This window comes from Glutamicibacter sp. Je.9.36 (genome assembly GCF_051129975.1).
Lineage (GTDB): Bacteria > Actinomycetota > Actinomycetes > Actinomycetales > Micrococcaceae > Glutamicibacter.
On the sequence record NZ_JBCPSN010000002.1, the window covers coordinates 476,924 to 498,582 of the forward strand.

The 21,659-nt window shown below is 60.3% G+C and carries 18 protein-coding genes and 1 tRNA gene; 1 reads left to right on the plus strand and 18 read right to left on the minus strand.

Going from position 1 to position 21,659, the window contains the following annotated elements:
• Positions 1-39 precede the first annotated feature (39 nt).
• The 11 genes from AAZQ98_RS06580 to AAZQ98_RS06630 all read right to left on the minus strand — a co-directional run bounded on the left by AAZQ98_RS06580 (position 40) and on the right by AAZQ98_RS06630 (position 11,193).
• The gene (locus tag AAZQ98_RS06580) at positions 40-1,494 is read right to left on the minus strand and encodes an FAD-dependent oxidoreductase (RefSeq protein ID WP_434690711.1); all 1,455 of its coding nucleotides are present in this window, start codon (positions 1,492-1,494) and stop codon (positions 40-42) included.
• 17 nt (positions 1,495-1,511) lie between these two features.
• Complete coding sequence (gene cobA, locus AAZQ98_RS06585) at positions 1,512-2,291, minus strand: uroporphyrinogen-III C-methyltransferase (protein WP_434690714.1); 780 nt, start codon at positions 2,289-2,291, stop codon at positions 1,512-1,514.
• Positions 2,284-3,141 carry an ABC transporter permease gene (locus AAZQ98_RS06590; RefSeq protein ID WP_434690716.1) on the minus strand — a complete coding sequence of 286 codons (858 nt, stop codon included), beginning with the start codon at positions 3,139-3,141 and terminating at the stop codon, positions 2,284-2,286. Before AAZQ98_RS06590 ends, cobA begins: the two co-directional genes overlap by 8 nt.
• The gene (locus AAZQ98_RS06595; protein ID WP_434690718.1) at positions 3,113-3,856 is read right to left on the minus strand and encodes an ABC transporter ATP-binding protein; all 744 of its coding nucleotides are present in this window, start codon (positions 3,854-3,856) and stop codon (positions 3,113-3,115) included. The genes AAZQ98_RS06590 and AAZQ98_RS06595 overlap by 29 nt, the downstream gene beginning before the upstream one ends.
• Positions 3,856-4,953 (minus strand): ABC transporter substrate-binding protein, encoded by a 1,098-nt coding sequence (locus AAZQ98_RS06600; RefSeq protein WP_434690720.1) that lies wholly within the window; start codon positions 4,951-4,953, stop codon positions 3,856-3,858. Before AAZQ98_RS06600 ends, AAZQ98_RS06595 begins: the two co-directional genes overlap by 1 nt.
• Positions 4,940-6,235 (minus strand): sulfate adenylyltransferase subunit 1, encoded by a 1,296-nt coding sequence (locus AAZQ98_RS06605; protein ID WP_434690722.1) that lies wholly within the window; start codon positions 6,233-6,235, stop codon positions 4,940-4,942. The genes AAZQ98_RS06600 and AAZQ98_RS06605 overlap by 14 nt, the downstream gene beginning before the upstream one ends.
• A gap of 1 nt (position 6,236) precedes the next feature.
• Positions 6,237-7,160 carry a sulfate adenylyltransferase subunit CysD gene (gene cysD, locus AAZQ98_RS06610; protein ID WP_105658472.1) on the minus strand — a complete coding sequence of 308 codons (924 nt, stop codon included), beginning with the start codon at positions 7,158-7,160 and terminating at the stop codon, positions 6,237-6,239.
• A gap of 10 nt (positions 7,161-7,170) precedes the next feature.
• Positions 7,171-7,893, minus strand: coding sequence for a phosphoadenylyl-sulfate reductase (locus AAZQ98_RS06615; protein ID WP_434690725.1), 723 nt, complete (start codon positions 7,891-7,893; stop codon positions 7,171-7,173).
• Positions 7,890-9,590, minus strand: coding sequence for a nitrite/sulfite reductase (locus AAZQ98_RS06620; protein WP_105661442.1), 1,701 nt, complete (start codon positions 9,588-9,590; stop codon positions 7,890-7,892). Before AAZQ98_RS06620 ends, AAZQ98_RS06615 begins: the two co-directional genes overlap by 4 nt.
• 67 nt (positions 9,591-9,657) lie before the next feature.
• Complete coding sequence (locus tag AAZQ98_RS06625; RefSeq protein WP_434690728.1) at positions 9,658-10,398, minus strand: sirohydrochlorin chelatase; 741 nt, start codon at positions 10,396-10,398, stop codon at positions 9,658-9,660.
• A 30-nt stretch (positions 10,399-10,428) separates the two neighbouring features.
• Positions 10,429-11,193 carry an SDR family oxidoreductase gene (locus AAZQ98_RS06630; protein WP_434690731.1) on the minus strand — a complete coding sequence of 255 codons (765 nt, stop codon included), beginning with the start codon at positions 11,191-11,193 and terminating at the stop codon, positions 10,429-10,431.
• A gap of 458 nt (positions 11,194-11,651) precedes the next feature.
• Here AAZQ98_RS06630 and valS point away from each other — a divergent pair, with 458 nt between their 5' ends.
• Positions 11,652-14,273 (plus strand): valine--tRNA ligase, encoded by a 2,622-nt coding sequence (gene valS / locus AAZQ98_RS06635; protein WP_434690733.1) that lies wholly within the window; start codon positions 11,652-11,654, stop codon positions 14,271-14,273.
• 321 nt (positions 14,274-14,594) lie between these two features.
• Here the strand turns inward: valS and AAZQ98_RS06640 are convergent, their stop codons facing one another.
• The 7 genes from AAZQ98_RS06640 to AAZQ98_RS06670 all read right to left on the minus strand — a co-directional run bounded on the left by AAZQ98_RS06640 (position 14,595) and on the right by AAZQ98_RS06670 (position 21,659).
• Entirely contained in the window at positions 14,595-15,602 is a 1,008-nt protein-coding gene (locus AAZQ98_RS06640) for a trypsin-like serine peptidase (RefSeq protein ID WP_434690735.1), read from the minus strand.
• 900 nt (positions 15,603-16,502) lie between these two features.
• Positions 16,503-17,111 carry a mycothiol-dependent nitroreductase Rv2466c family protein gene (locus tag AAZQ98_RS06645; RefSeq protein ID WP_400342447.1) on the minus strand — a complete coding sequence of 203 codons (609 nt, stop codon included), beginning with the start codon at positions 17,109-17,111 and terminating at the stop codon, positions 16,503-16,505.
• 40 nt (positions 17,112-17,151) lie between these two features.
• A complete protein-coding gene (gene clpX, locus AAZQ98_RS06650; protein ID WP_105658464.1) occupies positions 17,152-18,444 on the minus strand; it encodes an ATP-dependent Clp protease ATP-binding subunit ClpX in 1,293 nt (430 codons plus the stop codon).
• Between the two features lie 167 nt (positions 18,445-18,611).
• A complete protein-coding gene (locus AAZQ98_RS06655) occupies positions 18,612-19,271 on the minus strand; it encodes an ATP-dependent Clp protease proteolytic subunit (protein ID WP_105658463.1) in 660 nt (219 codons plus the stop codon).
• A 47-nt stretch (positions 19,272-19,318) separates the two neighbouring features.
• Entirely contained in the window at positions 19,319-19,942 is a 624-nt protein-coding gene (locus AAZQ98_RS06660; RefSeq protein WP_286134321.1) for an ATP-dependent Clp protease proteolytic subunit, read from the minus strand.
• 223 nt (positions 19,943-20,165) lie between these two features.
• Positions 20,166-21,497, minus strand: coding sequence for a trigger factor (gene tig / locus AAZQ98_RS06665; RefSeq protein ID WP_434690737.1), 1,332 nt, complete (start codon positions 21,495-21,497; stop codon positions 20,166-20,168).
• Between the two features lie 87 nt (positions 21,498-21,584).
• Positions 21,585-21,659: transfer RNA gene (locus tag AAZQ98_RS06670), tRNA-Pro, on the minus strand.

Sequence of the window (21,659 nt, forward strand, 5' to 3'; positions counted from 1 at the left end):
AGGGACATCGCCCATAGTTGCTAGAGCCCGGGGTGAAACTTACAGGCTCTCAACCAATTTTTTTGCCGAAGAGAATTCCATCATCGCTTCGCGCTCTACGACCTTGACGCGGTCGCGAGTGATCTCGCCGAAGCGAGTCGAAACGGTGCCGGCTGCGGCGCCCAGTTCCTTCTCGTGCGCGTCCAAGTTCTTCCAGCCATCCCAGTTGGAGAAGTTCACGCCGCGGCTTTCGAGCAGTTCCGAGATCTTCTGGGAAGAATCCGGCTGCGCCAGCTTAGTGAGGTCTTCAAGCAAGTGGGTAATGGTCTCCAGGGCGTCGCCCTTGGTGTGGCCAATCAGCCCAATCGGGCCACGCTTGATCCAGCCAGTGGCATACAGGCCGGGAACGTGAGCGCCGGACGCGTTCAGCACGCGGCCTTCCACGTTGGGCAAAACGCCCTTGGCCCCGTCGTATTCGATGTCGTTGACTGCCGAACCGAAGTAGCCGACGGCACGGTAGATGGCCTGCAGCGGGTACTCGACGAATTCGCCGGTGCCGCGTGCGCCGCCATTTCCGTCGAGCTCGTTGCGCTCCACCTTCAAGCCGGTGACCTTGCCGTCTTCGCCCAGTACCTCGACTGGCGACTGCAGGAAGTGCAGGTGCAGGCGGCGCGAGGCGCTTGGAGCTTCTTCGCGCTCTTCCTGCTCGATCAGCCAGTTGGTCAAGGTGGAGACCATGGTCTTGGTCTGGTTATTGGTCTTCATGGCTTCATCCGAAGCCTTGTCGAATTCGAAGTCCTCTGGGTACAGGACGATGTCAACATCCTTGGAGTGCGAGAGTTCGCGCAGTTCCAGCGGGGTGAACTTCACCTGGGCCGGGCCACGACGGCCGAAGACATGCACGTCGGTGACGGCCGAGTCATTCAGCTGCTCGTAGATGTGCTCAGGGATCTCGGTTTCCAGCAGCTGGTCAGCATGCTTGGAAAGGATGCGGGCCACGTCCAGGGCAACGTTGCCGTTGCCGATGACAGCAACTTCCTTGGCGGACAGGTCCCAGTTCTTGTCAACATCTGGGTGTGCGTCATACCAGGACACGAAGTCGGCGCCGCCGAAGGACCCTTCAAGATCGACACCTGGGATGTTCAGGTCTGCGTCCTTCTGGGCACCAGTGGAGATGATCACTGCGTCGTAACGGGTATGCAGGTCTTCCAGCGAGATGTCGCGGCCCAAGCCGACGTTGCCGTAGAAGTCGATCCAGTCGTTGTCCAGCACCTTGTGCAGGGCGTTGATGATGCCCTTGATACGCGGGTGATCCGGGGAAACTCCGTAGCGGATCAGACCGAATGGCGTAGGAAGCTCGTCAAAGAGATCAACGTGCAGCTTCAGTTCACCCGATGCGACCGGCTGGCTCTTGTTGAGCAGGTCAGCGGCGTAGATGCCAGCCGGACCGGCACCAACGATGGCAACACGCAGCGCCCGGGAATGGAGGTGCTCAGGGACGATAATTTCACTCATCAAACAACTTCTCTTTCTTAGTCAACGAATGAGGCCGGCGCGGTGGCATCGGCATTCTCTAGCGGCAGGAGGTCTACCAGTTGGTCGGAGGCTTCCGGGGCTAGCCGAACGACGTCACCAATAACGATAACGGCCGGATTCGCCACTGCGGCCTTGCGGGCGCGCTTTACTATCCCTTCTAGCGTACCGATAGTTGTGCGCTGCGTCTGTGAGTAACCTCGCTCAACTATCGCAATCGGTGTACTTGACGGTAAACCACGGGTAAGCAATGTCTCAACAATTTGTGGCAAATTCGATACTCCCATCAGCACCGCAAGGGTGTGATCGGAGCGGATCGGCACGTCCGCGAGTTCGCTGTGGCCACTGACTACGGTAAACCCGGCCGCAATTCCCCGGTGCGTGACGGGAATGCCAGCGGCCATTGGCACGGAGACTGCACTGGTAATGCCCGGAATCACACGCGTAGGGATCCCGTATTTCGCGGCGTGGAGCAGTTCCTCGCCGCCGCGTCCAAGTACAAACGGGTCGCCACCTTTGAGGCGAACTACCCGCTTACCTTCTAAAGCGTACTTGACCAGTAATTCATTGGTTTCATCCTGGGTTTTGACGTGGCAGCCTGGTGACTTGCCCACATCGATGACAACCACATCATCGGAAAGTTCCCCCAGCAACGCGGTAGGTCCCAGCTTGTCGGCCAAAACCACTTCCGCGGCAAGCAGTGCCTTATAGCCGGCGATGGTAATCAGCTCGGGATCCCCCGGTCCACCGCCGATCAGGGTGATATGCCCTTTAGCCATTGTTTTCTCCCGTTCGGGTCATTCCTCGATCGCGCAACAGCTTGCGTTCAATCGGAGCAAAAAATACCAATTCGATCAGCACACCCACCAGCAGGATGGTCAAGATCACCAGCATGACCAACGGCAGGTCTGCCAGATCGCGGCCCCGTTGCAGCAGTGAACCGACACCAAGGGCCAGCGAACCGCCCACCGCAATCAATTCGGCAGCCATCAACGAACGCCAAGCGAAAGCCCAGCCCTGACGCAGTCCGGCTACATACCCTGGCATGGCAGCTGGCAGCTCAATGTGCAGCACATGCTCCCACTTGGAGGCACCGAGCACCTTGGACAAGGACTTGTACTGCGCTGGAATCATGTCGATCCCGGCGAGCAGGCCATTGATGATGGATGGAATCGCGCCGAGCAGCAGAACCGTGTAGATGGTCGCATCGCTCAGGCCAAAAAGAATGATGGCTGCGGGAACCCAGGCAATAGAGGGCAATACCTGCATGGCCGATACCAGTGGCCCCACCCCCTTGCGCAACAGCGGCTGATGCGCCAGCAGCAACGCCAGCGGGGTGGAAATAATCACGGCAATCGCGAACCCGCTCACGGCGCGGAACAACGAATTGCCCACGGCCGCAACCAATGATCCATCTGCCAGCAATTGCGGAAGCTTAGCCGCGACAGCCAGCGGACCGGGGAAAAGGTCTTCGCGCAGTGGGCTTGCCCAGGAAATAATTTGCCACAGGCTCAGAAGCACAACCACAGTGAGCAAGGGGGCAACCCATGAATCGAGCTGGTTGTTCGGGCGTAGCTTGATAACGCGCGCGGGTTTGAACCTAGTTCGAGATTCTGTCAGTGAGCTCATGTTTCCGTTGCTCCTTTCTGAGAATCGTGGTTAGTTCATCGGCCAATGCGGCGGCCTCGGCCGGGTTATTGCGGAGTTCGCCGGTGATCCGGCGAGTCTCCAGGATGCGCCCAGGGTGCGAGGAGAGCACCAGAATGCGGCCGGAGAGGCGAATCGCCTCACGCACATTGTGGGTGACGAAGATGATGGTCTTGCCCGTTTGCCTCCACAAGGCCCGCAACTGCTCATGGAGCATGTCACGCGTGATGGCGTCCAGGGCAGCAAATGGCTCATCCATCAACAGAACCTGGCGGTCCTGAGCCAAAGCCCTGGCCAAAGCTACGCGTTGGCGCATGCCGCCAGAAAGTTCATGCGGCTTCTTGCCGCTTGCATGCCCCAGCTGAACGAGGTTGAGCAGTTCCTCCACGCGTTGCTGGCGTTCCGGAGCTGGCTTCCCCGCGAGCTTGAGCGCCAGGTCAACGTTCTCGCTGGCAGTCAGCCACGGCAGGAGGTTGGCATCCTGGAACATGAATGCCGCGCCGTCTTCAGGTACTTCAAGCCAGCCGGAGCTTGGCGCCAGTAGCCCAGCGATCATGTTGAGCAAGGACGACTTGCCGCAGCCTGAGGCCCCCAAGACAGCGATAAACTCTCCGTCTTCAATTTCTGCACTGAGGCGATCTATGACCAAGCCAGTGCCTGGGTAGCTCACGGAAACTTCATTCAGCCGTACTCCCATTACTTCTCCTGCTGTTCAAGAAAACGCGTATCCACGAGTCCGTCTGCGTTACCGCCAGACCCCACTCCTACGGCTAATGCGTGGTCCACGAGTGACTGGTAGGTTTCAGGCAGGGGGTCCTCGCTGAAGTGCACCTGCTTCAAGGCTTCAGCGATCACTGATTCGTCAAAGGAACTTCCGTTGGCTTCGACCAGAGCTTTCTGCACAGCGCCCAACTTCTGTTTTGCGTCCGCATGATTGAGCCAATCGATGGCTTGGGTATTTGCATCGACCAGCTTCTGCACGGTTTGCGGATGGCTAGCCATGAATTCCTTGGAGACCACCAGAACCGTTGTCGGGAACTTGCCGTCGGGCCAGAGCTCGGCTTCATTCACCAAGCGGTGTCCCCCGTTCTTCCCGACTAGCAATGAAGCGTAGGGCTCCGGAAGCCAAGCGCCATCAATTTCACCGCGGCCGAAAAGCTGTGCGACGGTTCCATTGGAGCTCGGGGTCACCGTGGCGTCCTGCTTCAAGCCCAGGCCCTTCAGGTAGCTGCGCAAGGCAACATCCTGGGTTCCGCCGAATTGCGGGCTGGCCAGATTGCTGCCGGCCAGTTCCTCGGGCTCAGTGATCTTCTTGTCGACAACCAGGCTGGCTCCGCCGTAGGCGACGCCGGACACCACGTTCAACGACTCGCCATCGCTGGACAGGTAGCTGTTCAACGCCGGGTTTGGCCCCAGATACGCGGCGTCGATGGCCCCCGAGTTCAAGGCTTCTACCGCTGCCGGTCCCGCGTTGAATATCTGGCTTTGGACACTGGTACCGTCTTCTTCAAGGTGATCTTGGAGAAGACCTTCGGACTGGGCGATCAAGGCCGGAGCATGGGTGAGGTTGGCGAAATAGCCAATCTTCAGCTCATCTGCCGGTCCGTGATGTGCCGCCTGCGCTGGTGCTTCATTTGGTCCCGGAAGAAACGTCGTCGCCACAGCAACTGCGCTCAATGCTCCGACCGCCGCCAGCCCGAGGAAGCGTCCTCGGAAGCCGGTCTTCTGCCCATGAGCCGTCAGCCGGACCCGGCCTTGGTTTCCTGTTGGCTGGCCAGCATCAGGCTGCTTCATTATTTTCCTCGATGATCCCCGCCGCAAGGGTGCGCCCCGTAGCTGGATCGATCAGCAGGAAGCTTCCGCCAGTGCGCGAGGTGGCGTACTGCTCGATGGCCAACGCTGCCTGGCTGCGCAAGGTGATCCGGCCCAGGTCGTTGAGCTCCAAGGAGTGGGCGGGCTGCTGCGAATAGTCGGCCACGTTGATGACATAGTCGATGGTTGACAGCTTGGCTGCGGCGACCTTGGTACCGTGCTTGATCAGCAGCCGTTGGCCGCTAGTGAGCTTCACTGGATCCAATACGCAGATGTTCGCCTGGAACTCCCGGTGCGCGGTTGGCAGTTCGCCGGCGACGATGGTGTCGCCGCGGGCAATATCCAAGTCGGTCTCCAGCTCGACAACGATGGCGTCGCCGGCCTGGGCGCTGTGCGCGGCACCAGCAGGGGTGCTGATGGCCTTGATCCGGCTGCTCACCGGCTGGCCGTTGGAGAGCACCTGCACGGACTCCCCCACGGCCAAGCTGCCATCAACCAGGGTTCCGGCATATCCGCGGTAGTCGCGGTACGCGTCCGGGTCCAGTCCTGGAGCCAAGGCGCCCTGCGGGCGGATCACGTACTGGACATCCAGACGGGCAGTGCCCCCGCCGAGCCGTGGCTCGATGTCCTCGAGCAGTCCGAGCAAAGTCGGGCCGGCATACCAGTCCGCCGAAGCCGAAGGATCGACGATGTTATCTCCCTGAAGCGCGGAGACCGGGATGACGGTGGTTGACTTCAGGCCGAGTTCTCCGGCGAGCGCGAGTACTTCGGTCTCGATCTGGCTGAAGGCAGCTTCGTCCCAGTCGATCAGGTCCATCTTGTTCACGGCGATGACCAGCTGCGGAACCCGCAGCAAGGCGAGCACGCCGAGGTGGCGCCGCGTCTGCTCCAGCACGCCGTGCCTCGCATCAACCAGCACGATCGCCGCGTCTGCGGTCGACGCGCCGGTGACGGTGTTGCGAGTGTACTGCACGTGTCCGGGGCAATCGGCCAAGATGAAGGACCGCTTGTCGGTGGAGAAGTAGCGGTAGGCCACGTCGATGGTGATGCCCTGCTCGCGTTCGGCGCGCAGCCCGTCGGTGACCAGCGCGAGGTCCAGGGTTCCGGCGCTGCCGCCGAAGCCGCGTTCGGCGCTGGTACGCGCCAGGTCATCGAGCGAATCGGCGAGGATGGCCTTGGCGTCATGGAGCAGGCGGCCCACGAGAGTGGACTTGCCGTCGTCGACCGAACCGGCGGTAGCGATGCGCAATAGTGTGGTGGTCATCTTAGAAGTACCCTTCGGTCTTGCGGTCTTCCATTCCCGCGGCGGAAATACGGTCGTCGGCGCGGGTGGCTCCGCGTTCGGTGATGGTGGCGACGGCCAATTCATCGAGCACCTTCGCCACGGTGTCGGCGGCGGAGAGCACCGCCCCGGTGCAGCTGGCGTCGCCCACGGTGCGGTAGCGCACCTGCTTGACGACGACCGGCTCATCGGCGTTGGGCTGGCTGACGCTGGTCAGTGCCCGCCACATCCCGTCGCGTTCGAAGACCTGGCGGCAGTGCGCGAAGTAGATCGGCGGCAGCTCGATGTTCTCGCGCTGGATGTAGGCCCAGATATCGCGTTCGGTCCAGTTGGAAATCGGGAAGGCGCGCACATGCCAATCCGGCTCGTGCCGCCCGTTGTACAGGCTCCAGATTTCCGGGCGCTGGTTGCGCGGATCCCAGACGCCGAACTCGTCGCGCAGGGACAGGATGCGCTCCTTGGCGCGGGCCTTGTCCTCATCGCGGCGCGCCCCGCCGAAGACCACGTCGAAGCCGTTGGATTCGATGGTGTCCAGCAGGACCCGGGTCTGCAGGCGGTTGCGGGTGCCGTCGGGCAGCTCGGCCAGCTCTCCGCGGTCGATGTACTCCTGCACGGAGCCTACGACGAGGTTCAGCCCGTACTTTTCCACGACCGCGTCGCGGAAGTTGAGCACCTCGGCGAAGTTGTGGCCGGTATCGATGTGCACCACGGGGATGGGCACGCGGCCCGGGGAGACGGCCTTGGCCAGCAGGTGCAGGACGACTACGGAGTCCTTGCCGCCGGAGAACAGCAGTCCGGGCTTGTCGAATTCGGCGAGCACTTCGCGGATGATGTGGATTGATTCGGCTTCCAGGGCGTCCAGGACGCTGCGCTGGGTGCCTGCAGGCGCGTTAGCGGTGATGGTCATGATTCGCTCCTTAGACGTGGATTCCGCATTCGGTTTTATTCAGCCCGGCCCAGCGGCCAGCCCGCGGGTCCTCGCCCTCGGCTACCGGCCGGGTGCAAGGCTGGCATCCGATGGACGGGTAGCCGTTGGACAGCAGCAGGTTCACGGGTACTTGGTGCGCGGTGGCGTAGTCGATCAGCTGATCGAAGCTCCAGGGGGCCACGGGATTGAATTTGACCAGTCCGTGCTTCTCGTCGAAAGCGACCAGGGGCGTGTTGATGCGGGTCTCAGCTTCGTCACGGCGCACCCCGGTGAACCACGCGCTGTATCCGGACAGGGACTTGGCCAGCGGGTCCATCTTGCGCAGCTGGCAGCAGGCGGCCGGATCCCGGGAGAACAGGTCCTTGCCGAACTTCGCATCCTGTTCGGCCACGGTCAAGGCAGGCAGCACGTCGACGATGTTCACGTCCAGCGTGCGGGCCACTTCGTCGCGGGTTCCGTGGGTTTCGGCAAAGTGGTATCCGGTTTCCAGGAACAGCACATCGACCTTGGGCAGCTGCGCGCAGACCAGGTGCGGCAGCACGGCATCGGCCATCGAGCAGGCCACCGCTACCTCGTCGGCGTCGAGGTGCTCAGCTGCGAAAGCGACGACCTGGTCCGCTGTGGCATCCCAGCCCAGCTCGGCGGCGCCCAGCTTGGCGATGCGCCGCAGTTCAGCCTCGCTGCGGGTACGTACTGGGGTCGGCTTGCTCATTTCAGCTCATCCTCTTCAGCTCGGTGGGCCCAGGCAGCGAAGGATTCCCCTTCGGCAGCCGAGGCCGAGTAGTTCTTCACTACCCGCTCCACGTATTCGGGCAATTCATCAGCCGCGACCTTGAGCCCGCGCACCGTGCGTCCCAGGGCGGCTTCGCCATTTTCGAAACCGGCCAGGGTGCCACCGAGGTGAACCTGGAATCCGGAGACCTGTTCTCCCTGGTCGTTGGTTATCAGCTGCCCCTTGAATCCGAGGTCCGCGGTTTGGATGCGGGCGCAGGAGTTCGGGCAGCCGTTGACGTGCAGGGACAGCTGGCGAGGCAGCTTGCCCTCGTGGTCGGCCAGGCGATCCTCGATTTTTGCTACCGCGTCAATCATGGTGTCTTTGGTGTCCACAATGGCCAGCTTGCAGAATTCGATACCGGTGCAGGCAATGGCCGAACGCTTGAACAAGCTGGGGAATGCCTCCAGGCCCAGGGCGCGGGCCGAAGCGACGAAGTCCTGCACCTGCTCTTCGGCGATGTCCAGGGCGATGATCTTCTGGTGCGGGGTGGTGCGCAGCCGGGTGGATCCATGGGCTTCGGCCAAATCGGCAAGGCCGGTCAGCGCGGTACCGGATACGCGGCCAGCCGGAGCGGTCAACCCGATATAGAACTTGCCGTCCTTCTGCTCGTTGACTCCGCTGTGGTCTCCTGCTTCGGTGGGCTGCTCCGGCAACGGGCCGTCGGGCAGCTCATAGCCCAGGTACTCATCTTGCAGCACCTGGCGCATTTTTTCCGTGCCCCATTCGGCCAGCAGGAACTTCAGGCGTGCGCGGTTGCGCAAGCGGCGGTACCCGTAGTCACGGAAGATGGAAACTACGCCTTCCCAGACATCCGGTGCCTGCTCTTCGGTCACGAAGGCGCCGAGGCGTTCGCCAAGGCGGGGGTTTGCCGACAGCCCGCCGCCGACCCACAGGTCGTATCCGGGGCCGAGCTGCGGGTGGACGGTGCCGATCAAGGCGATGTCGTTGATTTCGTGGACGACATCCTGGCTTGGGTGGCCGGTGATGGCTGTCTTGAACTTGCGCGGGAGGTTCGCGAATTCCGGCTTGCCGATGTAGCGGCGGGAAATTTCGGCGATCACCGGGCTGGGATCGATGATCTCGTCCTTGCTGATGCCCGCCACCGGAGAGCCGAGGATGACACGGGGCACGTCGCCGCAGGCCTCGGTGGTGTGCAGGCCGACGGCTTCCAGCCGCTGCCAGATCTCCGGGACATCGACGACGTCGATCCAGTGCAGCTGGACGTTCTGGCGATCTGTCAGGTCGGCGGTGTCGCGGGCGAAGTCGGTGGAGATCTGGCCGATGACGCGCAGCTGCTCGGTGGTCAGGGCGCCGCCGTCGATGCGCACGCGCAGCATGAAGTAGCGGTCTTCAAGTTCTTCTGGGCTCAGCGTCGCCGTCTTGCCGCCGGGGATCCCCTGGGCACGCTGGGTGTAGAGGCCCCACCAGCGGAAGCGGCCGTGCAGATCCTCGGGTTCAATGGAATCGAAGCCCTGCTTCGAGTAGATTTCCTCGATGCGCTGGCGCACGTTCAGGCCGTTGTCGGCGGCCTTCATCTCTTCGTTGGCATTCAACGGGGCAGGGCCGTCGATTTTCCATTGGCCGTTGGGTTTTGCCGCTCTTGTGGAGCGAACTGGTGTGGTTGTCTGCGTCATGTCCACCAGCGTAGGAACTGCCCCCAGGGGGTCGGCAACCTGCCGGTGTCACATGGCTACGCGTTGCCTAACGAGTTAGGACTTCGTCATCTGGAGACATGAAAAGCTCCTCTTCGAGCGCCTTTTGCAGTCGCACAAGGAAACATTGAGCAATCATTACGTCAGGAAGCAGGGGGCTTGTCACCACGCCTGCCCCCGTGCTAGCCAGCTTCTGCTGGAAGAATCCGTCGGCGAGCAGCGAGCTGAGCACGAGCACTGGACGCGCGGCAGCATTTCCCACGACGTCAGCGATCCGCGGCTGGGCTCCTGCGCAGTAGCCCACCTGCACTTCGCGCTCCAATAGGACAGCGAGCTGCTCGGCGAGATTCTTGACCTGGTTTTGCCCGACGTCCAATCTCGTGCCCGCCGCCGCCAAGACAACGAGCGGGTCGTTGGCCAGGTGCCCTGCGGCGCGTTGCGCCAGGACCTGGGCCAGCTCCGGCAGCGGACCCAATGGCAGGGCGGCGGAGGTTCCCGCGCGCGAGGCGACCGCCTGCGCAATGTCGTGCGTCGTATGAACGCCGTCGGAGACCAGCAGCGGCAAGACCACTGCCGGCTCGCCTTCAGGCAAACCGGCGATAACCGCTTCCAGCCGGGGCTCTTGGACATCCACATAGGCTTCGTGCCATACAAGCTGCACCGGGAATCGCTGTTCGCTCCGCCGTTCCAGATCGGCACGCAGATCATGGATTAGTTGCTGCCCGTTGGCGTTGTCCGTGCCGTGGGATGTTGCGACGACATGTATCTTCTGCTGGGTCGCTTGACTCATGAATTGATCCTCACCGATGTTGTTGGGCGCCTATTTGGCGCTGCGCACTAGCTTGTGGTTGGCGGCCTGCGCCTGCGGGCGGATGACAATCTCATCCAGATTCACGTGGGCCGGGGCGCTGACCGCATAGCGGATGACTTCGGCAACGTCTTCACCGGTCAAGGGATTCTCCACACCGGCGTAGACGTTGTCGGCGGCGCTCTGGCTTCCCAGGCGACGGAGCGCGAACTCTTCTGTCTGCACCAGGCCGGGCAGGATCTCGATTACCCGCAGTCCGTTCTCGACTTCTTCCAGACGAAGCGCCTGGGTCATGGCACGTTCAGCGGCCTTTGCCGCGTTGTAGCCGCTGCCGCCTTCGTAGCTGGCCAGTGCAGCGGTGGAGGTAACGTTCAAGACGGTGCCTCGCGCCTCGCGAAGCTGGGGCAGCAGTGCACGGGTCAAGCGCATGGTTCCCATGACATTGGCTTGCCACATGAAGTCCCAGTTTTCATCGACCGCGTCGGCCCAGGTTTCGGTTCCACGCGCACCGCCGGCGCAATTGACCAGCGTATCTGCGCCGCCTTGCGCGGTGACCGTTTCTACCAATGCGTCGACATCTGCCTGCACGCTGACATCTGCTGGCACCGCGATCGCACCGCATTCAGCGGCGAGCTTGTCCAGGCGGTCGGCCCGGCGGGCCACTGCGAAGACGGTCCATCCTTGTGCGCGCAACGCACGGACTGTCGCCTGGCCGATTCCGCTGGAAGCTCCGGTAACAACGGCCGAACGGGAAGAAGTCTTATCTGTAATTGTCATACGTCAACTGTAGAACCAGATCATTACCAGTTGGTAAGGCATGAATTTCTCTTACATTTCATGCGGCAAGATTTTCTTCCGGGCCAGGGCCTGGAATCCAGGGCGGCGCGCGTCGGCGGTGCCGCCAGGGCCATGGCCGATGCTGTCCCGCCTGCGCCTACTGCGCGGCGGCAACGTGCAGCTGGCGCGGCTGGCGGAGGAATGCAACCGGAGGGAATATCTTGCGTAAGCGGAGCCATGCAGGAATGCGCCAACGCCAGACGGCGCTGCTATGCCCGGGTGCACCGTGCCGCGGGTGCGGGCGACAAGGCGATTCGGCGTTCGTGGCAGGACGGCTGAGCCAAGGGCCGCCGGTCCGGCACAGGCTTTTGATCCAGCTGGTCCGGCTGGACAGCGGCGTGGTGCAAGCCATGGGCAACAATGACTGTGCGCCGGACAAAACATGGAAGAATAGACGCATGGCAGAAGAAAACTTGGGCACAGACACGCCCGCAACGGTTTCCGTTCCTGACAAGCCCGCTTTGGAAGGCTTGGAAGAACGTCTTTCGTCCCGGTGGCGCACCGAGGGCACCTATCACTTCAATGAGGACACGACTCGCGAAGACGTGTACTCCATCGACACTCCCCCGCCAACCGCTTCGGGTTCGCTGCACGTAGGACACATGTTCTCGTACACACAGACCGACGTGTTGGCTCGCTACCAGCGCATGATCGGCAAGAACGTGTTCTACCCACTTGGTTGGGATGACAACGGCTTGCCGACCGAGCGCCGCGTGCAGAACTACTTCGGCGTCCGTTGCGACCCGACCAAGCCTTACATCGAGGGCTACCGTCCACCGGAAAAGCCTGCGAAGAACCAGCGCGACTGGGATGTCATCAGCCGCAAGAACTTCATCGAGATCTGTGAAGAGCTGGCGGTCGAAGATGAAAAAGTCTTCGAGCAGCTGTTCACCACCCTGGGCCTTTCGGTGGACTGGCGCATGACCTACCGCACCATCGACGACAATTCGCGTGCAACTTCGCAGCGCGCCTTCCTGGACAACCTGGCAAAGGGCGACGCCTACATGGCTGAAGCTCCAACCCTGTGGGACGTGACCTTCCGTACCGCAGTGGCCCAGGCCGAACTCGAAGACCGGGAAATGCCCGGCGCCTACTACCGCTATGCATTCGACGCTGAAAACGGTGAGCAGGTCTTCATCGAGACCACCCGCCCGGAACTGCTCGCTGCTTGCGCCGCGCTAGTGGCCCACCCGGATGACGAGCGCTACCAGCACTTGTTCGGCAAGACCGTGACTTCGCCGATCTTCGGCGTTCCCGTCACCGTCCACCCGCACCCATTGGCCCAGGCCGACAAGGGTTCTGGCATTGCCATGGTGTGCACGTTTGGCGACTTGACCGACGTGACCTGGTGGCGCGAACTGCAGCTGCCAACCCGTCCGATCATTGGACGCGACGGCCGCATCCTTGCAGACACCCCCGAGTGGATCACCACCGAGGCCGGCAAGGAAGCGTACGCCCAGATTTCGGCAAAGACCGTGTTCTCCGCCAAGGAAACCGTCGTCGAGATGCTTTCCGACGCGGGCCTGCTTGATGGCGAGCCGAAGAAGATTTCCCGTCCGGTGAACTTCTTCGAAAAGGGCGACAAGCCGCTGGAAATCGTGACCTCGCGCCAGTGGTACATCCGCAACGGCGGCCGTGATGAAGAACGCCGCAACCAGATGATCGCACGCGGCCAGGAAATTGATTTCCACCCGTCGTTCATGCGCTCGCGCTACGAGAACTGGGTTTCGGGCCTGAACGGCGACTGGCTCGTTTCCCGCCAGCGCTTCTTCGGCGTACCAGTGCCAGTGTGGTACCAGGTCAACGAGCACGGCGAACCGAACTACGATGCGCCGCTGTTGCCAACCATCGACCAGCTTCCGGTTGACCCGGCAGCAGACGCGCCGACCGGCTACACCGAGGACCAGCGCGGCTCCGCTAATGGCTTCATTGGCGATGCCGATGTCCTGGACACCTGGGCAACCAGCTCGCTGACCCCGCAAATCGCTGGCCGTTGGGGCCGTGACGACGAGTTCTTCTCGAAGGTCTACCCCTTCGACCTGCGCCCGCAGGGCCACGACATCATCCGAACTTGGCTGTTCTCCACCGCGGTTCGCGCAGATTCCCTGCACGGCAACGCTCCGTGGAAGCACGCTGCGATTTCGGGCTGGATCCTGGATCCGGACCGCAAGAAGATGTCCAAGTCCAAGGGCAACGTGGTTGTACCTAACGAAATCCTGGATAAGTTCGGCGCGGACGCCGTACGCTACTGGGCAGCCAGTGCCAAGCTGGGTGCCGATACCGCGTATGAAATCAACCAGATGAAGATCGGCCGCCGCCTGGCCATCAAGATCCTCAACGCCTCGAAGTTCGTGCTGAACTTGGGCGCGACCGATGCCAACGTCCTGACCGATGACGCTTCGGTAGTCACCAACGGGCTGGATCGTTCGCTGCTCGCTCGCCTGTCGACCGTTATTGAAGACGCCCAGCGCGCTTTCGACAACTACGACTATGCTCGCGCACTGGATATCACCGAGTCGTTCTTCTGGTCGTTCACCGACGACTACGTCGAATTGGTCAAGGACCGCGCCTACGGCGGCCACGGCGAAGCCGAGCAGGCGTCGGTCCTGGCTACCCTGGCCACCACCCTTGATTCCGTGCTGCGGCTGTTCGCGCCATTCCTGCCATTCGCTACCGAAGAGGTTTGGGGTTGGTGGCGCACCGGGTCGGTGCACCTGACCCAGTGGCCAAGCACCGGGCACTTGTCCGCTGCAGTGGAGGGCTCCGACCCGGCGGTACTGCCACTGGTTGGCGTCGCACTCTCGGGCATCCGCAAGGCCAAGTCCGATGCGAAGGTCAAGCAGCGTACCGAAGTGCTCTCGGGCGAGATCCACGCTCCAGCGTCCCAGGTTGCGCAGCTCAAGGCAGGATTCGAGGACTTGAAGTCCGCGGCGAACGCCCGTGAGCTGACCCTGGTTGAAGCCGACGGTGAAATGATTGTCACCAACGTTGAATTGGCTCCGGCTGAAGAAACCGAATAGCAGTTGAACCAGAAAAACCGGTTGCCATCCCGTCATCGGGATGGCAACCGGTTTTTCTATTTCTGCCCTTGCTCCTCCCCCGCATCGGGGTCATCCGCCTCGGGTGGAGACTGGACGGTTTTCTCCATGGGCCGAGCCGCGCGTCGACGTTCGCCGGTGAAGTGTTCCAGTTGGTCTTCCGCGCTGGACTCAAGACGATGCCTCTGGACCGGGCCTCCTGACCCGGCAGCTGGCGAATTTCCGTCGGTCATCTTCTCTTCCCATCTACTTGCAGCCAGCAGCTGGATCCCCATCGATGTCCAGCTGCTGGGCTATTAGTGCTTAGTTCTGTGCGCTCTGGTATGCCTGCTGGATCACCGAGCCCCAGTACGGTCCGAACATGGTGTTGCGCACCGAGCTGTAGCCGAAGCTGTTCACAGAGTTCTGGTAGCCGTTCGATCCGCTCCCCAGGAACCATGGGCCACCGGACGAGCCGCCGGTCATGTTGCATGGAATGCCTTGGGACTGGGACTGGCCAAACGGATCGTCGCTGGAGTATCCGCTGCACGATTGCAAGGTCTCGCCGTTGAATGGCGAAGCAGCTGGGTAGCCGTAAGCAGTGTAGTACTCTCCGCGCGCCTGGTTGAAGGCGACCCCCGAAGCGCCAACGGCATCAGTCAAGGACGCACCACCGCTGGAGCTGACCACGGCGAAGCCTGTGTCATAGGTGATGTCCCCGCCATTTGACCATTCAGTCGGTGCCACCAGCTCGGTCGCTGCGAAGGAACCGTAGGGTGCTTTGCCGTTTTCATAGGCTGGAACGAAGACCCAACGGGTTGCGAATGAACCGGGTCCTTCATTCAGGCAGTGGCCAGCGGTGGAGACCGTCGACTCGTTGGCAGAGACGACAGCGTTGCCAGAGCACACGTAGTCTGATCCGCCGAGAGTGAAGAACACCTTGCCGATGTGCGAAACCGGTGTTTCCTGGGTAGCGCGAGTCTTGCCACCCTTCGTTTGGGCCTGCTTTCCGGCTGCCGCCTGCGCGCCATGACCGGCGACCTTGGCCGGCTTGCCGGCTTCAACCTTGGCAGCCGAACCTGACTTGCCAGCTACGAGTGAATCTGCGTTCTTTGCGGCTTTCATCCGATCCGCGGTCCAGTAGGATACCGCTGCGTCAGCCTTCTGTTCCGAGATCGTGATTGACTCTACGTCGCCACCAGTGGTCGTCGGCGCTGCCGAGGCCATCGGTGCCACGCCGAGCATCAGCGCGCCTGCAAGAACCGCGGCGCTTGCCAGCTTGCGGCGCCCCTTGCCCTTGGATGAATCCGTAATTAGAGAACGAATCTGCACGATTTAACTCCTTGTCCAGTGGCTTCTTTGCCACTATCGATGGGGGTGCTGTTGCACTCGTGGGAAACAGTCAAACACACACTTCAAGCATTTTCTACAGGAATAATTTCCTCCGCCCACCGCGTCGCCGACCTGCAACGGCCACCAAGTTGTGAAGCGAAATAGTTTTGAAACAGATACTTTCAATCGATTCCCCGGCGCCACGACTCCCCTTCGAATGAACCCGTGCATTTCTGGTGATTTCAAACCAGCCCCTAAATACCAGTGAGCCGAATCACACGCCCAGAGTCCGACCTTGCCGCGCGAGACCGGAGCAGCGTATGTGAATTTATGAAATAGAAGCTTCGGTAACAGATACTTTCCCGGCTCCGCGATGTCTGCCCTGTAGGAAAAAATATGCATTAATTAGGCTTTAAAATTGGACTTATTCGACACCCAATAGAGCCGGTTGCCGATGCCGACGGCCTACCTCCACGACTTGCCTTGCGATCCGATGACGCTCCTGCGCACTCTGCAAAGGCAGCTTGAACTGTCCGCCCGCCGCGAGCCGTTGCCCTGGATTCATGAGCCATCATCCGAGCCTAAGAAACGGAGGTTCGAACGACGCACCAATTGGACTGCGGAACCGTCTCTGGCCAATATGAACCGCGTGCTCCGCGATCAGACGAGAAGGTGAAGCACCGGTGCAACGAATGGCGGATGCACAGAATACTGGTCCGGCCCATGCGGATCGGCACCTTGATGGCGCGCCTTCCTCCGTCGGCGGATAGCCAATCGTCCCGTGGATTAGTGGCATCGGAGGGCGAACACCCGGCCCTCCATGCCAAGCGCCTTCACTGTTTAAAAACCAAGGACGCTGCCTCGCAATGAGACAACGTCCTTGGAACAGAAAATTCCCGCTTAGTCGAAAACCGGGCTTTCGGTACGAGTGCGTTTCATTTCGAAGAAGTACGGGAAGGATGCGAGCTGCGCCGCAGCGTCAAACATCTTTCCTGCATCTTCCCCAGTTGGAATACGGGTAATGACCGGACCGAAGAAAGCAACGCCATCAACGGCGACGATTGGCGTGCCTACATCCTGCCCCACCAAGTTGATGCCTGCCTCGTGGCTCGAGCGCAGCACGTCATCGTTGGCATCGGTATGCGCAGCTTCAGCGAGTTCCGCCGGCAATCCCGCCTTCTGCAGCGCCTTGGCGATGACCTCATCACGATCTTCGATCTTCTCGTAATGGAACAATTCACCCATGGCGGTGTACAAGCTGTCCTTGACTCCCTCGCCGTGTTCCTGGGCAGCACGCGTAACGACCCGCACCGGCCCCCATGAGATGTCCATCTTGGCGCGGTAGTCAGCTGGAAGGTCGCGGCCTTCGTTAAGCATCGAGAGGCTCATGACGTTCCAGTTCACGTCGATGTCGCGGACCTTCTCCACTTCCTTGATCCAGCGGCTCGTCGCCCAAGCGAACGGGCAGATTGGATCGAACCAAAAATCAACTTGCTGACGTTCAGCCATGAACTACCAACTTTCTTCCGAAGAGAATTTTTGAATACGGCTAGGCGGACTTCATATCGCGCTTGGCCACCATCGCGTGAGAGAGCAGCGTGGGATCTTCACGGTCAATGACGGTTGCCCGAGTAATAACCACTTCGGCAACGTCGTCGCGGCTTGGAAGGTCGAACATTACGCCGCCAAGGGTTTCTTCAAGAATCGACCGCAAACCACGCGCGCCGGTCTCGCGTGCAATAGCCTGTTCTGCGATTGCTTCCAGTGCCGACTGGTCGAAGCTCAAAGCCACGCCATCCATCTGGAACATCTTCTGGTACTGCTTGAGAAGTGCGTTCTTTGGTTCGGTCAGTACGCGCACTAGCGCGTCCTTATCCAGATGCTCCACCGTGGTGATCACCGGCAGGCGACCAATGAATTCTGGAATCAGGCCGAACTTGAGCAAGTCTTCCGGCCGAACATCCGAGTAGGAAGCGGTCTCCGACTTCAGCGCTTTCAGCGGAGCACCGAAACCGATGCCCTTCTGCCCTGCCCGTGAAGAAATAATTTCTTCCAGTCCGGCAAAGGCGCCGGCAACGATGAACAGGATATTGGTGGTGTCGAGCTGAATGAAATCCTGATGAGGGTGCTTGCGGCCACCCTGGGGCGGCACCGCAGCGACAGTGCCTTCAAGGATCTTCAGAAGCGCCTGCTGGACGCCTTCGCCGGAAACGTCCCGCGTGATCGAAGGGTTCTCGCTCTTGCGGGAAATCTTGTCGATCTCGTCGATATAGATGATGCCGGTCTCGGCCTTCTTGACGTCATAGTCGGCAGCCTGAAGCAGCTTGAGGAGAATATTTTCCACATCTTCACCCACGTAGCCTGCTTCAGTCAGGCTTGTAGCGTCGGCGACTGCGAAAGGAACATTCAGCTTCTTCGCCAGCGACTGCGCCAGGTACGTCTTACCGCATCCGGTAGGACCAATAAGCATGATGTTGGACTTCGAGACTTCCACATCATCCAGCGGGTCATCGTTAGTCAGCGCCGCAACAGGACCGTGGTCCTGGTTGCCGTGGATACGCTTGTAGTGATTATAGACAGCGACCGAGAGAGCACGCTTGGCGTTCTCCTGGCCGATGACGTATTCCTGCAGCGAGTTGAAGATCTCGCGTGGCTTAGCCAAGGAGAACTCTTCGTGCACCTGCTCTTCGGCGAACTCTTCAGCGATGATTTCGTTGCAGAGTTCGATGCATTCAGTACAAATGTAGACACCATGGCCTGCAATTAGCTTCTTAACCTGCTTCTGGCTCTTCCCGCAGAAAGAGCATTTCAACAGATCCGAGCCTTCACCCATGCGTCCCATCGCACCATTCTCCCGTTTACTTGAGTAGCTGTGGACTTACTCAATTCTAGGCTAGTAGTCCCCCAAATTAGATGAATATGGCGGTTTACCTGTGTTGTGCCGTCTGCCTTTGGACAGACCAACAACTAGGTAAACCGCCATTCATCATGGATTATTCCAAGTATGCGCTAGCTTCCCAGCTGAGCACGGTTCAGCTTACGAGGAGTCAATACCTCGTCTACGATGCCGTACACCTTTGCTTCGCTAGCAGTCATGAACAAGTCACGCTCCACGTCGCCGCGCACCTTCTCAACGTCCTGGCCGGAGTGGGAGGCAATGGTCTCTTCCAGCCAGCTGCGCATGCGCATAACTTCCTCGGCCTGGATCTGCAGGTCAGTCGCGGTGCCGCGTTCGCCGCCACCCATTGCTGGCTGGTGGATCAATACGCGCGCGTTAGGCAGGGCCAAACGCTTGCCCGGGGTACCAGCTGCGAGCAGTACTGCTGCTGCCGACGCCGCCTGGCCAAGGCACACGGTCTGGACCTCTGGGCGGATGAACTGAATCGTGTCGTAGATTGCAGTCATCGCGGTGAAGGAACCACCTGGCGAATTGATGTACAGGGTAACGTCGCGCTCAGGGTCCATGGATTCCAGGACCAGCAGCTGGGCCATCACGTCATCGGCCGATGCGTCATCAACCTGGGCGCCGAGGAAGATGATGCGATCTTCGAATAGCTTTGCGTATGGGTCCTGGCGCTTGAAGCCGTATGGGGTGCGCTCTTCGAACTGTGGCAGGATGTAGCGGGCCGACGGCATCTGACCGCTAACGGCTTCCGGATTGAAGTTCATGGTTTTCTCCTAGGACAAATCTTTGGGTATCAAGCGATGCGGTGCGACTATTTGTTGTCGTCGCCTACGAAACCGTTGACCGAGCCTGCGTGGGTTGCGATCTGATCGAAGAAGCCGTACTTCAAGCCATCTTCTGCGGTGAACCACTTATCACGCTGGTTGTCGATGAGGATCTGCTCCACGGTCTGACCGGTCTGTTCTGCAGTCAACTCGCTCATGACCTTCTTCATGTGCATGATCAGTTCAGCCTGGATCTTGATATCCGAGGCGGTACCGCCGATGCCGCCCGATGGCTGGTGCATCAGGATGCGGGCGTTCGGCGTAGCGAAACGCTTGCCCGGGGTGCCCGAGGACAGCAGGAACTGGCCCATCGATGCGGCCAGACCGGTTGCTACGGTCACGACGTCATTCGGGATGAAGTTCATGGTGTCGTAGATGGCCATGCCAGCGGTGATCGATCCACCTGGCGAGTTGATGTACAGGTAGATGTCCTTCTCAGGATCCTCTGCCGAGAGCAGCAACAACTGCGAGCAAATGGCATTCGCATTGTCGTCGCGGACGTCGGAGCCCAGCCAGATGATGCGCTCCTTGAGCAGGCGGTTGTAGATGTAGTCATCACGGCCGGCCGGCTCTGCGGCTGCCATAGTGGGAGTGCGCGAATCATTTGACATGTTCTCTACCTCTTCCAAACGTGTAGATCAGTTTCTGGAATCTCTGTTTCTAATCCCATAGCTACAACTGGTTACTTTGAGATTACTTACTTCAAGCCATTCTTGGGCCGTTTCATGCCCCTGTTTCGCTCACGGCGCATGATGCACGCCCGCAGCGAACAAAAATGGCCATCGGCGGCTTGTTTTGAACAAGCGGCCGATGGCCATCAGAGTTTAGTGAAGACTACTTGGCCTCTTCGGCCTCAACCTCAGCAGCTTCTTCTTCACCGGCTGGCTTGACGAAGGAGGTCAAGTCAACTGCGGCACCGTTGGAATCGGTAACCGTAGCGAACTCGAGAACCTTTGCAAGTGCCTTGCGGCGGCGAACTTCGCCCATGAGCATTGGAACCTGGCCTGCGCCATCCAGCATCTGTGCAAACTGGTTTGGCTCCATGCCGTACTGGCCTGCGGTCTGAACGATGTAGTCGATCAGCTCGGACTGCTCGACGCCAACTTCTTCAGCATCTGCAACAGCGTCGAGGATGATCTCGTTCTTGAAAGCACGCTCGGTGTTCTCGCGAACCTCTGCGCGGTGCTCTTCGGTGTCGTGGTCTGCTTCAGCGTCTGGTGCGTTGAAGTGCTGCTCGATCTGCTCGTCGATAACCGATGCAGGAACAGGAACCTCAACCAGTTCAACCAGCTTGTCCAGAACCAGCTCGCGAGCCTCTACGCCCTGCTCGACAACCTTGCCCTCTGCAGCGTCCTTCGACAGGTTCTCGCGCAGTTCGGCGATGGTGTCGAATTCCGAAGCCAGCTGAGCGAAGTCATCGTTAGCTTCTGGCAGTTCGCGCTGCTTCACAGCGTTGACGACAACCTTAACGGTTGCGGTCTTGCCGGCGTGCTCGCCGCCAGCCAGGGTGGTCTCGAAGGTTGCGTCTTCGCCGGCGGACAGGCCGGTAACAGCCTCGTCCATGCCCTCAAGCATGTTGCCGGAACCGATCTGGTAGGACAAGCCCTGTGCGGAGTCGACTTCTTCGCCTTCTACAGCAGCGGTCAGGTCGATGGTCACGAAGGAGTCTGCAGCTGCTGGAGCTTCAACTTCCTTCAGGGTGCCGAAGCGGCCGCGCAGATCGTCGAGAGCCTTCTCGATGTCCTCGTCAGCAACTTCCTTGGCCTCAACAGAAACTTCGATGCCCTTGTAGTCCGGAAGTTCAACCTTTGGACGTACGTCTACCTCGAGGGTGAAGACCAGCTGGCCTTCGCCTTCCTTTTCGAGGGATGGCAATTCGGTGATGTCTACCTCTGGGCGGGACAGCGGGGTGAGTTCGTTCTCAACCATTGCCTTCTGGTAGTACTCGTTCAGACCTTCGTTGACGGCAGTCTCGATGACATGGCCGCGACCGACGCGCTGGTCGATCATCTTTGCAGGAACTTTGCCCTTGCGGAAGCCTGGGATCTGAATCTGCTGAGCGATGGTCTTGTACGCCTCATCGACGCGGGGCTTCAGTTCCTCGTAAGGAACTTCAACGGTCAGCTTAACCCGGGTCGGGTTGACGTTTTCGACGGCGCTCTTCACAGCGTTGTACTCCTGAGTTGTCTAATATTAGGTCTAATCTGCAAAAAACCCCGCAACATGGTGGCGTTGCGGGGTTGTTCGACAGAGTCGGGGTGACAGGATTCGAACCTGCGACCTCACGCTCCCAAAGCGCGCGCTCTAGCCAAGCTGAGCTACACCCCG

Coding starts and splice junctions, on each gene's coding strand:
- AAZQ98_RS06620 (WP_105661442.1), bottom strand. CDS start 9,590: ATGACGCAGACAACCACACCAGTTCGCTCCACAAGAGCGGCAAAACCC.
- AAZQ98_RS06660 (WP_286134321.1), bottom strand. CDS start 19,942: ATGTCAAATGATTCGCGCACTCCCACTATGGCAGCCGCAGAGCCGGCC.
- AAZQ98_RS06580 (WP_434690711.1), bottom strand. CDS start 1,494: ATGAGTGAAATTATCGTCCCTGAGCACCTCCATTCCCGGGCGCTGCGT.
- cobA (WP_434690714.1), bottom strand. CDS start 2,291: ATGGCTAAAGGGCATATCACCCTGATCGGCGGTGGACCGGGGGATCCC.
- clpX (WP_105658464.1), bottom strand. CDS start 18,444: ATGGGACGCATGGGTGAAGGCTCGGATCTGTTGAAATGCTCTTTCTGC.
- AAZQ98_RS06590 (WP_434690716.1), bottom strand. CDS start 3,141: ATGAGCTCACTGACAGAATCTCGAACTAGGTTCAAACCCGCGCGCGTT.
- AAZQ98_RS06605 (WP_434690722.1), bottom strand. CDS start 6,235: ATGACCACCACACTATTGCGCATCGCTACCGCCGGTTCGGTCGACGAC.
- AAZQ98_RS06595 (WP_434690718.1), bottom strand. CDS start 3,856: ATGGGAGTACGGCTGAATGAAGTTTCCGTGAGCTACCCAGGCACTGGC.
- valS (WP_434690733.1), top strand. CDS start 11,652: ATGGCAGAAGAAAACTTGGGCACAGACACGCCCGCAACGGTTTCCGTT.
- AAZQ98_RS06600 (WP_434690720.1), bottom strand. CDS start 4,953: ATGAAGCAGCCTGATGCTGGCCAGCCAACAGGAAACCAAGGCCGGGTC.
- AAZQ98_RS06645 (WP_400342447.1), bottom strand. CDS start 17,111: ATGGCTGAACGTCAGCAAGTTGATTTTTGGTTCGATCCAATCTGCCCG.
- AAZQ98_RS06615 (WP_434690725.1), bottom strand. CDS start 7,893: ATGAGCAAGCCGACCCCAGTACGTACCCGCAGCGAGGCTGAACTGCGG.
- cysD (WP_105658472.1), bottom strand. CDS start 7,160: ATGACCATCACCGCTAACGCGCCTGCAGGCACCCAGCGCAGCGTCCTG.
- AAZQ98_RS06630 (WP_434690731.1), bottom strand. CDS start 11,193: ATGACAATTACAGATAAGACTTCTTCCCGTTCGGCCGTTGTTACCGGA.
- AAZQ98_RS06625 (WP_434690728.1), bottom strand. CDS start 10,398: ATGAGTCAAGCGACCCAGCAGAAGATACATGTCGTCGCAACATCCCAC.
- AAZQ98_RS06655 (WP_105658463.1), bottom strand. CDS start 19,271: ATGAACTTCAATCCGGAAGCCGTTAGCGGTCAGATGCCGTCGGCCCGC.